This is a genomic window from Streptomyces sp. M-16 (assembly GCF_052114405.1).
In the GTDB taxonomy this organism is placed as follows: Bacteria; Actinomycetota; Actinomycetes; order Streptomycetales; family Streptomycetaceae; genus Streptomyces.
Genome location: NZ_JBFRER010000162.1, coordinates 1 through 13,399 on the forward strand (window position 1 = coordinate 1; position 13,399 = coordinate 13,399).

Consider the following 13,399-nt stretch of genomic DNA (forward strand, 5'->3'; position numbering starts at 1 on the left):
CGGCTGGTGCCGGTGATGCCGGCGCGGTGCGGGAAGTGGGTGCGGGTCAGGGCGAGTGAGCGGCCGGTCTCCGCGATGTGGGTTTCGGGGTGCGCGGTGACGTGTTCGTGCAGGCGGCGGGCCTGGTCGCGCAGGGCCGCTTCGCTCTTCCCCGACACCACCCACGGCAACGGGCCGTCCCCGCGCGACACCGGCTCCTCGGACTCCCCGGGCCCTACGGCCGGCACGGGCTCCGCGGCCGCCGCCGCGGCCGGACCCTCCGCCACGATGAGGTGGCAGTTCGTCCCGCCCATGCCGAACGAGGACACGCCGGCGATCAGCGGACGGTCCGGGCGCGGCCAGGGCGCCAGCTCCGTCTGCACCGCCAGGTTCAGGTCGGCCAGCGGGATCCGCGGGTGGGGGGAGACGTGGTTGAGGCTCGGCGGCAGCATCCGGTGGCTGATGCTCAGCGCGACCTTGAGCAGGCCCACGATGCCCGCGGCGCCCTCCAGATGGCCGACGTTCGTCTTGGCCGAGCCCACCGGGAGCGGGAAGTCCGCAGCGCGCTCCACGCCCAGCGCCGCACCGAGCGCCGCCGCCTCGACGGGATCACCGACCGGCGTTCCGGTGCCGTGCAGCTCCACGTACTGCAGGTCCTCCGCCGACACCCCGGCGTTGAGGCGCGCCAGCCGCAGCACCTCCTCCTGGGCGCTCGCGCTGGGCACCGTCAGCCCGTCCGTCGCGCCGTCGTTGTTGACGGCCCCACCGCGGATCACGCAGTACACCTGGTCACCGTCGCGCAGCGCCCGGTCCAGGGGCTTGAGGACGACCAGGCCGCCGCCCTCGCCCCTGACGTAGCCGTTGGCGCGCGCGTCGAAGGTGTAGCAGCGGCCGTCCGGCGACAGACCGCCGAACTTGGCGGCGTTCACCGTGCTCTCCGGAGCCAGGTTGAGGCTCACGCCACCCGCGAGGGCGAGCGTGGACTCGCCGCGGCGCAGGCTCTCGCAGGCCATGTGCACGGCGACCAGCGAAGAGGACTGGACCGTGTCCACGGTAACGCTCGGGCCGTGCAGACCCAGCGTGTAGGACACGCGGTTCGCGATGATGCCGCGCTGGAGCCCCGTGAGGGTGTGCCGCCCGATGGACTCGGCGCCGCCGCGCCGCAGCAGGGTCCCGTAGTCGTCCGCGATGGCACCGATGAACACCCCCGTACGCGTGTCGCGCACCGCCGCCGGGAGCATCCTGGCGTCCTCCAGGGCCTCCCAGCTCAGCTCCAGCACCAGCCGCTGCTGCGGGTCCATGGCCGCGGCCTCGCGCGGGGAGACGCCGAAGAAGGCGGCGTCGAACCGGTCCACCTGATCGAGGTAGGCGCCACGGCGCGTCACCGCCTTGCCCGGCGCGTCGGGATCGGCGTCGTACCAGGCCTCGGCGTCCCAGCGGTCCTTCGGAGTCTCGCCGACCGCGTCGACACCGGCACGGAGGTTGTCCCAGAACGCCTCGGGGTGGGGTGCCTCGGGCAGGCGGCAGGAGAGTCCGACCACGGCGATCGGAACGTCCCGGACAACGGCGGTGCCGGAGGCGGCGGGGTCAGTCTGACTCACGATGGGTTCCATGCCGTTCATCCTCGGAACGGCATATAACGCGCCCCTAACCCGTGCCTTACGAACCGCTCAGCAGACCGGACGGCCCCCGGTGGAGCCCGCGGCGGCCTCGGCGGCCGCCACCGGAGCCGGCACCGACGGCACCGGCTCGCCGAGGGGGACCAGCCGGCCCGGCCGGCCGGCCGACAGCGCGCCCCCCTTCATCGACACCCGGCCGGTCGACACCGCACGCAGGGTGCCGACGGCGGTGACGTACGCGACGAAGCTGTCGGTGTCCCGCCGGTGCCGGGCCGGATCCCGGAACCCGCCGAAGGCCGGGTACCCGTCCTGCCCGGTCAGCGTGTACGAGGACGTCACCACCCGGTACGTGCCGTCCGGGCGCAGCGCGGAGCCCCCGATGAGCACGTCGGCGGGCGCCACCCGGTCACCGGCCGGCCCCGACGCGTCGAAGGAGTACCGCACGTTGGCGGAGACCGCGAGCGGCGCGTACGTCAGCCCGCCCCGCCCGTCCGGCGCCCACTGCTGTTCCAGGGCGTCGTGGAGCTGCCGTCCGGTGACCGACGCCGTGATCAGCGGACTGCCGTACCCGACCGCCCGCCAGGCCCGTTCGAAGCTGACGGGATCCTCCGTGGCGGACCCGAGGAGCAGGTCCGTGTTGATCAGACTCCGGCCGGTCCGTGGGGCCAGCGCGATCAACGCCAGGTCAGCGGCGCCCCCTTCGGGACGCGGGCTGGTGTCGAAGGAGTCCGCCGGCTGGGCCGAGGCCCACAGCGCCCAGTCGGCCACCAGGTTGCCCATGGTGCTCTCCCCGGCCGGTGACAGGACGCGGCGGAACGACGCCCGCTGCCGGCCGATCGTCGCGCCCGCGTACCGGGTGGCGTACCCCTTCCAGTAGTCGACCACCTTGCGCATCTCCGGATCGGGCTCGACGTCACGGGTGTTGGGGTGGTTGGTCGACGTGGTCAGCTCCCGGACGACCGCACCGGTGACGGGATCGAGGCGCAGGGTGATCTCGTTGACGATCTGGCCGTGGCAGCCCGCCTCGACGAACGGCCGCAGCCGTCCGGAGGGATCGGGAAGCATCATCGTGAAGGCGCAGTGCCAGTGCCCCGTCACGATCGCATCGATGTCCGCGGACACGCGCAGCGCCAGGTCGTACGCCGGCCCGCTCGGGTCGCTGCCCGAGTCGAACGCGGATCCGGCCACGGCGCCGTCGTGCATGCTGAGTACGATGGCGTTGACCCCGCGGGTCTTGAGCTCGGCGGCGCAACGGTTCGCGGCGGACACCTCGTCGAGCGTGGTCAGGCCCGGCTGGAAGGAGTTGGAGAACCGCTCCGTGCCCAGGGCGGTGAGGTGGATGAAGCCGAGGGGTAACTGCCGTCCGCCGGGGGCGCTCACCCACTCGACGTGGTACGGAGGGAGTACGGTCGCCCCGCCCGGTCCCGCCACGGCGTTGGCGCTGTAGTAGCGGAAGTCGGCGCCGTGGAAGCGCCTGCCGCGCGAGTCCGGGAACGTGTTCGTGCGCCCCTCGCCCTCGTACGGGAGGCCCTGCTCCATGTGCCGGACGAGGAACCCGGGGGTGCGGTCGAACTCGTGGTTCCCGGCCGTCGCGAAGTCCAGCCCCATCAGGTTGAGCGCCTCGATGGTCGGCTCGTCGGACAGCGCGAACGCGGGGAACTCCCAGCCCGAGAAGAGGTCGCCCGGCGCGAAGAAGAAGGAGTTGGCGCGTCCCGCCCGCAGCCGCCGCAGATGCGTGGCCATGTACGCGACCCCGCCCACCGTGTACGTCCGGCCGCCCGCCCCGGTGATCACGGCGTCCCGGGCGGGCGGAGCGCTCAAGTAGCCGTGCAGATCGGTGATGTTCAGCAGTTGCACGTCCACGTACCCGGCTCCGCTGACGGCGTCGAGCGCCGCCCGGGTGGCCGCGGCGGCGGTACCCGTGACGGCGCGCACGCCGACGGCCCCCGCCGCGGTCAGGAAGACGCGCCGGCCCAGTCCGTTCATGAACACTCCCCCAACGAGGTACGAGAGCTCCTGGAAACGCTCGTGCACCGGTCTCCCCGGCCCGGAAGGCCAACCGGTGTGCGGCACGGGCCCCAGGGGCGAACCGTGGACGAACTCCGCGCCCGCGCCGCGGCCGGTGACGACCCCCCCCGGGACCGTGCGGGTCGTGAGCACGCACCGGATCGTCCCCGTCCACGGGGCCTTCCATGCCCCGGCCCCCGCACGACGTCTTTGACGGCGTGCCCGTGTGAGGCGCCTCGGGGCCGGAAGGGTCGGGGCGCACGCATACGGGCCCCGCCGTGGCGGGGCCCGTATGGGCGGTACGGCGGGGCGCTGTCAGGCGGTACGGGTGCTCGTGCGGCTGCTGTCCGTGCACAGGGCCCAGATGATGAAGAGGGAGACGGCGATCGAGACGAGCGCCCACAGTGGCGTGTAGGGCAGCCACATGAAGTCGAAGATCACGTTGATGGAGGCCAGCGCCACACCCATGACCCGGGCCCAGCCCGCGCCCTTGATGAGGCCGGCGCCGACGATGAGCAGCACGACGCCGAGCAGCAGGTGGATCCAGCCCCACGCTTCGACGTTGAACTTGAACACGTAGGAACCCAGCCGCGTGTAGACCTCGTCCTGCGCGATTCCGGAGATGCCCTTGATCACGCTGAGGACGCCGTCCACGAGGAGCAGGACGGCGGCGAACATCGTGCCGCCCGCGGCCCAGGCGCCGCTGGCGCTGTGGGGCTGGGGAGACCTTGGGGTGGTGCTCTGTTGGGACACGGAATGCTCCTTGACCGAGGGACGCCGCTTCCGGCAGGCAGTCCCATCGTTCGGCAGTGCCCGGGAGGGGGACACCGGAGCGCGGCCGTTCGGGTGAATTCCGGCGGGCCCCGCCTGCGGCGGGGCGGGTCAGGCCCGGTTCCGGTGGGTCGTGTGCCGCGTACGGCGCGCACCGCGCGGGTGATGCCGTAGCCGAGGAGCCGGGGCAGGACGGTGAGGGCGGCCGCGTACACGCCGAGGTGGCCGGCGGGGTCGCCCGCGTCCTTCAACGACGGTCCATGATCGATGAGTTGACCGGCTCCGCTAGGGTGGGGACGCCGTACCGGCGAAGATCCCAGGAGGTTGTCCGCATGGCCGCTCCCACGACCCACCTGCTGTTCTCGTACGGGACCCTCCAGTCCCCCGACGTCCAGCTGGCCCGCTTCGGGAGGCCGCTCGACGGCCGCCCCGACGGGCTGCCCGGGTACCGGACCACCTACATCACCATCACGGACCCCGAGGTCATAGCGGCCAGCGGCTCCGACCGGCACCCCCTCGTCGTCGCCTCGGACGCGCCGACGGACGCCGTCGACGGCACCGTGTTCTCGATCACCGATGCGGAACTCGCCTCGGCGGACGACTACGAGGTCGACGACTACGTCCGGACCGAGGTCGTCCTGAGCTCGGGCACGAAGGCCTGGGCCTACCTCGCCGCACCGGCCGCCGACGCGGGCTGAGCCCGTCCCGGCGAAGGCTCCCGCCCCGGATCCCCGCCGGCCTCCGTAAGACTTCCGTCATCGCGGCGCCCCTGTCCCCGGGGATGCCGGCGCCGTTGAATGGCGGGAGACGCAGGAGCGAGGGAAGGCGGAGTGCGGTGGCCACGAAGAATCGGCGCCGGGGAGCGGTCGTCGCGGTACTGATCGCGGTGACGGCGGTGCTGGGGGCGGGCCTCTACTGGTTCCAGCCGTGGAAGCTGTGGCAGGACGACACCGTCCGCGACGCCCTTCCGGTCGCCGGGCCCTCCCCGGCCTCCTCGCGGTCCGCTCCCGCGGGACCCCGTACGGTCGCCCGGGGCACGCTGATCAGCCACGAGCACACCACCACGGGCACGGCCACGATCATCCGTCTCCCCGACGGCAGCCACACCCTGCGCCTGGAGGGCCTGGACACGAGCAGCGGCCCCGACCTGCGGGTCTGGATCACGGACGCGCCGGTGAAGGAGGGCACGGCGGGCTGGCGCGTGTTCGACGACGGGAAGCACCTGAGCCTGGGCAAGCTCAAGGGGAACAAGGGCGACCAGAACTACGCGATCCCCGCCGGCGTGAACCCCGCCGAGTACAGCAGCGTCACCATCTGGTGCGACCGCTTCGACGTCTCCTTCGGCGCGGCCCCCCTCACCGCCGTGTGACCACGGCGGTGAGGGGTCCGGGCCGGCGGCCGGGCCGGCCGCGGCGGTCCGGCCCGGACCTCGGACTCAGGCCAGGTCGAACCGGTCCAGGTTCATGACCTTGTCCCAGGCGGAGACGAAGTCCTTGACGAACTTCGCCTTCGCGTCGTCGCTCGCGTACACCTCGGCGACGGCGCGCAGCTCCGAGTTCGACCCGAAGACCAGGTCGGCGCGGGTGCCGGTCCACTTGACCGCGCCCGTGGAGGCGTCGCGGCCCTCGAAGGTGTTCTGGTCGCCCGACGTCGCCGTCCACGTCGTGCCCAGGTCGAGCAGGTTGACGAAGAAGTCGTTGGTCAGGGACCCCGGGGTCTTGGTGAACACCCCGTGCGCGGACTGCTGGTGGTTCGCACCCAGCACGCGCAGGCCGCCGACGAGGACCGTCAGCTCCGGCGCGCTGAGGTTCAGCAGGTTCGCCCGGTCGATCAGCAGGTACTCGGCCGGCAGGCGGTTGCCCTTGCCGAGGTAGTTGCGGAACCCGTCGGCCACCGGCTCCAGCGCGGCGAACGACTCCACGTCGGTCTGCTCCTGCGTGGCGTCCGCGCGGCCCGGCGTGAAGGGGACCACCACGTCGAAGCCGGCGTCCTTGGCGGCCTGCTCCACGGCGGCGGCGCCGGCCAGCACGATCAGGTCGGCGAGCGAGATCCGCTTGCCGCCGGTCTGGGCGGAGTTGAAGGAGGTCTGGATGCCCTCCAGGACGCGCAGCACCGCGGCCAGCTGGTCGGGCTCGTTGACCTCCCAGCCGACCTGCGGCTGGAGGCGCACGCGTGCGCCGTTGGCGCCGCCGCGCTTGTCGCTGCCGCGGAACGAGGACGCCGCGGCCCACGCGGTCGAGACGAGCTGCGACACCGTCAGGTCCGAGGCGAGGACCTGCTGCTTGAGCGCGGCGATGTCCGACGCGTCGACGAGCTCGTGCGTCACCGCCGGCAGCGGGTCCTGCCACAGCAGCGTCTCGGAGGGGACCTCGGGGCCGAGGTAGCGCACGACCGGGCCCATGTCGCGGTGGGTCAGCTTGAACCAGGCGCGGGCGAAGGCGTCGGCGAACTCCGCCGGGTTCTCGTGGAAGCGCCGGGAGATCTGCTCGTACGCCGGGTCGACCCGCAGCGAGAGGTCCGTCGTCAGCATCGTCGGGGCGTGGCTCTTCGACGGGTCGTGGGCGTCGGGCACGGTACCGGCACCGGCGCCGTCCTTCGGCCGCCACTGGTTCGCGCCGGCGGGGCTCTTGAAGAGCTCCCACTCGTAGCCGAACAGGATGTCGAAGAAGCTGTTGTCCCAGGTGATCGGGGTGTTCGTCCAGATGCCCTCCAGGCCGCTGGTGATCGCGTCGGCGCCCTTGCCGGTGCCGTACGTGTTCTTCCAGCCCAGGCCCTGCTGCTCGATCGGGGCGGCCTCGGGGTCGTCGCCGACGCTCTCCGCCGGACCCGCGCCGTGGGTCTTGCCGAAGGTGTGACCGCCCGCGATCAGGGCGACCGTCTCCTCGTCGTTCATCGCCATCCGGCGGAAGGTCTCACGGATGTCGCGGGCCGCGGCGAGCGGGTCCGGGTTGCCGTTGGGGCCTTCCGGGTTGACGTAGATGAGGCCCATCTGGACGGCGCCGAGGGGGTTTTCCAGCTCGCGGTCGCCGGTGTAGCGCTCGTCGTCGAGCCAGGTGGTCTCGGGGCCCCAGTACACGTCCTCGTCCGGCTCCCAGACGTCGGCGCGGCCGCCGGCGAAGCCGAAGGTCTCGAAGCCCATCTGCTCCAGGGCGACGTTGCCGGTCAGGATCATCAGGTCGGCCCAGGACAGGCTCTGGCCGTACTTCTTCTTGACCGGCCACAGCAGGCGGCGGGCCTTGTCGAGGTTCCCGTTGTCCGGCCAGCTGTTCAGGGGCGCGAAGCGCTGCTGGCCGGCCCCGGCGCCGCCGCGGCCGTCGCTGATCCGGTAGGTGCCCGCGCTGTGCCAGGCCATGCGGATCATGAACGGGCCGTAGTGGCCGAAGTCCGCCGGCCACCAGTCCTGCGAGGTCGTGAGCACCTCGGCGATGTCCCGCTTGACGGTGGGCAGATCGAGGGCCTTGAAGGCCTCCGCGTAGTCGAACTCCTCACCGAGGGGGTTCGCCACGGCGGGGTTCTTGGCGAGGATCTTCAGATTGAGCCGCTCGGGCCACCACTGGCGGTTGCCGCCGCCCTGCGTCGGGTGCGGGGCGCGGTCGTGGGCGACCGGGCAGCCGCCCGGGCCCTGCGACTTCGCCTCTGTGACGACTGCATCGTGGTTCTCAGACATGGGAATCCTTCCGGACCTGGTCGATCACAACGCTCGAAAACTGCATGCGGGTGAAGGGTCCGGGGCGCGGGGCCCCGGTAAGGCGCTCGGCCACGTCGGCCGCCATGACATCACGGGGGCCACGGCGCGCACGGTCGAGCGAGGGGGGAACGGGCGGCCCGCACCTGCGGTTCCACGCCGTGCGGCTCCTCGGCGGTGGTCCGTCACGGATCCGATCTCCTGCCGCTCTGGAGTCTTCCTGTCCCTTGGCTATCTACGAATCCGATCCTACGATGGACGGAATCCAAGTCAAGAAGGACACCAAGACCCAGTCCTCCCGGATACCGGACGACCGTCGCCACATTCCGGACATCCGGCCGACCTGAACGGGTGAGCCGACATGAGTGACCTGCTGGAACGCCTGCGAGAGCGCGGCTGGCGCCTGACGTCCCAGCGTCGGGTGGTCGCGGAGGTCCTCGACGGCGACCACGTGCACCTCACGGCCGACGAGGTGCACGCCCGTGCGCTGGAGCGGCTGCCCGAGATCTCCCGGGCGACCGTCTACAACGCCCTGGGCGAACTGGTCTCCCTCGGGGAGGTCGTCGAGGTCTCCACCGACGGCCGGGCCAAGCGCTACGACCCCAACGCCCACCGGCCGCACGAGCACCTCGTCTGCTCCGGCTGCGGGCTCATCCGCGACGTCCACCCCACCGGCGACCCGCTGGCCCAGCTGCCCGCGGACGAACGGTTCGGCTTCACCGTGTCCGGCGTGCAGGTCACCTACCGGGGGCTGTGCCCCGCCWGCGCCCGCGGCTGAAAACCATTGCTCCGCCGCCCGGTACGCCGCTCGCCCCGGCTCGCCGCTCGACCCCGTATGGGCCGGGGCACTAGCCGATCTCCACCACCCGGGCCCACGCGGGCGGCGCGTCCGGAACGTAGTCGGGATCGTCCTCCCGCCACGAAGCCCCCCGGGGGAAGAGACCCACCACCGTCCGGCACCCGGGCCGGTCCGCCGGCCACGGCGTCTGTCCGTCGGTCAGGACCACGATCACGTCCGGCCGGGGGCCCGTGCGCAGCGCGCGGGCGAAACCCGCGCGCAGATCGGTGCCCCCGCCACCCACCAGCGCGAACCCCTCGGCACGGCACAGCGGGTCCGCCACCCGGGCCGCCGCGTCGCACGCCAGCACGGTGACGAGGTCGCGGCGGCCGCCCACGGCACGGGAGATCGCGGTGACTTCGAGGAGTGCGCTGCCCAGTTCGGCGTCGCTCACCGAGGCGGAGGTGTCGATGATCACGCTGACGCGGGGCGGCCTGCGCCGCAGACTCGGCAGGACGGCGCCCGGCACCCCGGCGGAACGCCGCGACGGCCGCCCGTACGTGTAGTCCTCGCCCGCGCCGGAACCCGCGACGGCCGAGCGCAGCGCCGCCCCCAGCAACTCCCGCCACGGCTGCGGCGGGTGGAAGGCCTCGTCGGCCCACCGCCGCCAGCCCCGCGAGGCCCTTCCCGGGCGGCCGGCGATGCCCTGTGCCACCCGGAAGCGGACCGCGTCCGTTTCCTGCTCGCTGAGCCCGTGCGCGCCGTCCGGGCCCAGGTCCCACCCGCGGTCCAGTCCGTCGGCCCCGCTGCCGCAGTCCAGCCAGGTCAGGTGCAGGGTGCCCGCTCCGAGGCTGAACTGGCGGAGGTAGTCCTCCATCAGCTCCCCGGGGGACAACCCCAAGGTCCCCGGTGTGACGGCCCCTTCGGGTGCCACCAGCCCGTCGCCGAAGGCGTCGTCGTTGATCTCGCAGTCCGCGGCGATGTTCATCCGCAGCCGGTCCCCGGGCCCGGTCAGCCCGTGCTCCCGCGCGAGCCGGTCACCGCGCCCGTGGTGGTCGCGCAGCAGGTGCGACACCTCGTGGACCCACACCGCGGCGAGCTCCTCCACCGGGGTGCGCTCCACGAACCCGGGGGAGGCGTAACACCGCCAGTGCCGGTCCACGGCCATCGTCGGCACCCGTGGCGACTCCACGACGTGCAGGGCGAACAGGGCCGTCGCCAGGTAGGGCCGGGCCCGTACGGCGTACAGCCGGGCCGCGAACAGCTTGTCGAGGTCCAGCGTCCCGGTGGGTCGCCCGGTCACGCGCCGGCCTCCGCCCCGGCCCGGCCCGCGACCCGGGCCGCTGCCCGGTCGGCGCGCCGGGACAGCGTCACCACCCCGGCGAGCCGCTCGATCGCCGGTGGCACGTCCCAGTCCTCCTGCCGCAGCGCGGCGAGGGTCGTCGCGGGCACCACCACCAGGTCCGGGGCCCCCGTCTCCAGCGCCCGGACCAGCAGGGCCCACGCCGCGTCCCAGCGGGACCGCTCGGGGCGCGCCCGGACGGCGGCCACCACCGCGTCGAGCACGGTCTGCCGCAGGTCCCCCCGTTCCGGAAGCGCGGCGCCGGCCGGGTCAGCGAGCAGCGTCTCCGGGTCCGGGAGGTCCATGCGGTCCAGCCAGGCCAGCAGTTCCAGACCCGGGCCGTCTCCCACGGTGCCCCGGACCAGTAGGGAGAGCACGTCCCGGGAGGAACCGGCGGCCGTCGCGAAGGCGGTGAGGCACAAGGCCATGTCCCAGCTCCGCGGCGACGGCCAGGGGCCGCCCCGGCGGGCCTCGCCGCTGGGCAGCAGGTGGACCAGCTTGGGCCGGGCCGTGAGCAGTCCGCACACCGCGCGGCGGGCGAAGGCCACGGCCTCCGGCAGGAGTACGGGGTCCAGCGTCGGCAGGGTCGCGCGCGGCCAGGTCCCGCCGAGACCCCGTACGACGACCTCGTGGTCGTGGGTCCACTGGAGGTGGACGAACCGGTTGGCCAGGGGCGGGCTCAGCTCCCAGCCGTCGGCCGCCGAGCCCCTCGGGTTGGCGGCGGCCACGATCCGTACCCCGGGCGGCAGTTGGAGCGCGCCGATCCTCCGCTCCAGCACCAGGCGCAGCAGGGCTGCCTGGACGGCGGGCGGCGCGGTGGACAGTTCGTCCAGGAACAGCAGCCCCCGGCCGGCCCGCACGAGGCGCACGGCCCAGTCCGGCGGCGCCATCGGCACGCCCTGGACGGCGGGGTCGTCGCCGATGACGGGCAGTCCGGAGAAGTCGGACGGCTCGTGCACGCTGGCGATCACCGTGGTCAGCGGCAGGTCCAGGGCCGTGGCGAGCTGGGTCAGGGCGGCGGTCTTCCCGATCCCCGGCTCACCCCACAGCAGCACGGGCAGGTCGGCGGCCACGGCCAGGGTCAGCGCCTCCAGTTGCACGTCGGGACGGGGTTCGGTGGTGGTTTCGCGCAGGAGGGCCAGCAGGTCACCGGCGACGTCGAGCCGGGCGGCCGGGCCGGTCTCCGCGGGGGCGGTGCGGACAGGGATGGGGGCGGGGGTGRGGGCGTACGAGGACAGTGCGGACATATCGATCACCTGTGGGTTCGCGGAAGACGGGCGGGCATGGGGAAGCAGGGGTGCGGCGGGTGGGGCGGGTAGGCCGGGTACGGCGGACGTCGGCCGGAGGGGTCAGCGGGCGGTCGCGAGACGGGGGCGCGGGCGGTGGCCGCGCGGACGGCTCCGCCCGTCGAGGAGGCGGCCGGGCCCGGGCCCGGCCAGGCCCGCCCGGAACAGCCCGTACACGAGGCGTCGCTGCGCCGCCGCCCGGAGCTCGTCCCGCAGGGCGCCGCCCCGCAGCACCGCGTCGGGGCCGAGGAGCCCCTCCACGACGGCCAGCGCTCCGGCGGTGTCCCCGTGGTCGAGGCGTTCGCGGACGCCGGTGAGGCAGTCGGGACGGCGGTGCGCCTCGTCGATGGCGCGCAGGCAGGGCAGGGGAGTCCCGCCCAGCGCCACCAGCAGTTCCTCGCGCCGGATCTCGTCCGGATCGTGGTCCAGCGCGGTCAACACCCCGCCGACCGGCCCGATCCGGTGCCGGGCGCCCCGGCACTCGACGGGCCGGGGCCCGCCGGGCGGGTACGGATCCCGCCGAGGGCCGGCCGGCCGGTACCCGGGCTCCAGGGCGGCGGCGACCAGGGGGTGGAGCCGGCCGGCCTCGACCAGTCCGGCGCGCAGCAGTTCCAGGTCGGGCGCCACCCGGGTCGCCGCGTCGGGCAGGACGGGCAGGACGCGCGCGCCGCGGTCCCCGGTCACGGAGGCCGCGGCGTCCCCGGACACGGTCGTGATCCGGAGCGCGGGCGGCCCGGAGCCGTCCCCGCCCGGAGCCAGGTCCAGGAGCAGGTGCCGACGCGTGCCGAGCCGTACGGTGACGGCTCCGGCGGGGCGCCCCTCGGCGCGGAGCAGGATCGCGGCCTCGGCCGCCCACCGGTCGACGGCGAAGCGGCGCCCGTCCGGGACCGTCGCCGGCAGCTCCGGACGGGCGGCGGCACCACCGCCACCGGCCGCCGCCACGCCCGCTCCGGCGCGGATCCGCAGCTCGTCGCTGCGGCGCGCGTCCCAGAGATGGCGGTGCAGGTCGAGGCGGAACCGCCGGTCGGGGCGCGGGTGGGGATGGCGCGGTTCACCGGGTTCGGGGCGGGAGCGGTCGTACAGCGCGAGGCTGAACCGCTGGCCCGCCTCCGCCCAGGCGGGCGGCGTCCGCACCACGAGGTGCACCGGGCACGAACCGTCGTACCCCGCGCCCTCGTACCGGGCCAGCGTGAGGGTCAGCCCGGGACGCAGCAGCCCGTCGGGAGCGATCCGCGGCAGGTGCCAGCGCAACAGGTCGGGAGCCAGATGGCGCAGGTCCGCACGGATCCGCGCCGCCAGGTCACGGCCGTGGGTGCGCGCCAGTCGGCGCAGGTCCAGGTCGACGTCGATGCCCGCGGCGGCGCAGGCGCCCGCCCAGTCGCCCGCACGGCGGCGGGTGGTGGCGGTTTCGATCATGGTGGCCGGCACGGCGAACTCGCGCACGCGCAGCCAGAGGGAAAGGCGGGAATCCCCGTACACGTCCTGAGTGAGCATCAGCGCTCACCTTGCGTGGACGGGACCCCCGATCTGTGAAGGGTTTCGGTGGTCATCGCGATGATCGTAGCGCTCCGCGGATCTCTCGGCCAGGAGTTTGCGGACCGGCGGCCGGGCGGGCCCGGAACCGGCCTCGACGTCAAGGGCGTTGACGCGGTCCCTGCCGGAAAACCGCCAGTCCCGGGCTCGTTCCGGCCGACCCCGGGGCCTGCGCGGGGTCGCCGCCCGGCCCGCCCGGCGGCCGGGGGAGGAGGGCGGCGCGCCCGGCGGGTCCGAGCCCCCTTCCCGCGTACGCCCCGGCCCGCCACCGGGGGACCCGGCGTCCGACGCGGACCGGCGGGCGGCCCCGATCCGGCCCCTGACCAGCGGTGACGCGCCGCGCCGGGCCGGGGCGAAGCCCGTCGTCGGAGGCGGCCCCCGGCCCGGCCCGGCCCCGCC

At 74.1% G+C, this 13,399-nt stretch carries 10 protein-coding genes; 3 read left to right on the forward strand and 7 right to left on the reverse strand.

Going from position 1 to position 13,399, the window contains the following annotated elements:
* The 3 genes from AB4039_RS38780 to AB4039_RS38790 all read right to left on the reverse strand — a co-directional run.
* The coding region (locus AB4039_RS38780) for a type I polyketide synthase (protein ID WP_442272970.1) at window positions 1-1,592 on the reverse strand (1,592 nt) is incomplete at its 3' end.
* 57 nt (window positions 1,593-1,649) lie between these two features.
* Window positions 1,650-3,584, reverse strand: coding sequence for a bifunctional metallophosphatase/5'-nucleotidase (locus tag AB4039_RS38785; RefSeq protein ID WP_442272971.1), 1,935 nt, complete (start codon window positions 3,582-3,584; stop codon window positions 1,650-1,652).
* Between the two features lie 336 nt (window positions 3,585-3,920).
* Window positions 3,921-4,358 carry a DUF7144 family membrane protein gene (locus tag AB4039_RS38790; protein ID WP_266846622.1) on the reverse strand — a complete coding sequence of 146 codons (438 nt, stop codon included), beginning with the start codon at window positions 4,356-4,358 and terminating at the stop codon, window positions 3,921-3,923.
* A gap of 350 nt (window positions 4,359-4,708) precedes the next feature.
* Between AB4039_RS38790 and AB4039_RS38795 the strand changes: the two genes are divergently transcribed.
* Window positions 4,709-5,074 carry a gamma-glutamylcyclotransferase family protein gene (locus AB4039_RS38795; RefSeq protein ID WP_266846624.1) on the forward strand — a complete coding sequence of 122 codons (366 nt, stop codon included), beginning with the start codon at window positions 4,709-4,711 and terminating at the stop codon, window positions 5,072-5,074.
* A 137-nt stretch (window positions 5,075-5,211) separates the two neighbouring features.
* Window positions 5,212-5,745, forward strand: coding sequence for a DM13 domain-containing protein (locus AB4039_RS38800; RefSeq protein ID WP_266846625.1), 534 nt, complete (start codon window positions 5,212-5,214; stop codon window positions 5,743-5,745).
* Window positions 5,746-5,811: 66 nt separating this feature from the next.
* Here AB4039_RS38800 and katG read toward each other — a convergent pair whose 3' ends face one another.
* A complete protein-coding gene (katG, locus tag AB4039_RS38805; protein WP_266846626.1) occupies window positions 5,812-8,043 on the reverse strand; it encodes a catalase/peroxidase HPI in 2,232 nt (743 codons plus the stop codon).
* 379 nt (window positions 8,044-8,422) lie between these two features.
* On the opposite strand from katG, the gene AB4039_RS38810 reads away from it, so the two are divergent.
* Window positions 8,423-8,839: a Fur family transcriptional regulator gene (locus AB4039_RS38810; RefSeq protein WP_442272972.1), complete on the forward strand. Its 417-nt coding sequence runs from the start codon at window positions 8,423-8,425 to the stop codon at window positions 8,837-8,839.
* A gap of 70 nt (window positions 8,840-8,909) precedes the next feature.
* Here AB4039_RS38810 and AB4039_RS38815 read toward each other — a convergent pair whose 3' ends face one another.
* From AB4039_RS38815 to AB4039_RS38825, 3 genes are all read right to left on the reverse strand, one after another.
* The gene (locus tag AB4039_RS38815; protein ID WP_266846630.1) at window positions 8,910-10,142 is read right to left on the reverse strand and encodes a DUF2201 family putative metallopeptidase; all 1,233 of its coding nucleotides are present in this window, start codon (window positions 10,140-10,142) and stop codon (window positions 8,910-8,912) included.
* The gene (locus AB4039_RS38820) at window positions 10,139-11,428 is read right to left on the reverse strand and encodes an AAA family ATPase (protein ID WP_442272973.1); all 1,290 of its coding nucleotides are present in this window, start codon (window positions 11,426-11,428) and stop codon (window positions 10,139-10,141) included. The genes AB4039_RS38815 and AB4039_RS38820 overlap by 4 nt, the downstream gene beginning before the upstream one ends.
* A 102-nt stretch (window positions 11,429-11,530) precedes the next feature.
* A complete protein-coding gene (locus tag AB4039_RS38825; protein ID WP_442272974.1) occupies window positions 11,531-12,961 on the reverse strand; it encodes a hypothetical protein in 1,431 nt (476 codons plus the stop codon).
* Window positions 12,962-13,399: the final 438 nt, after the last annotated feature.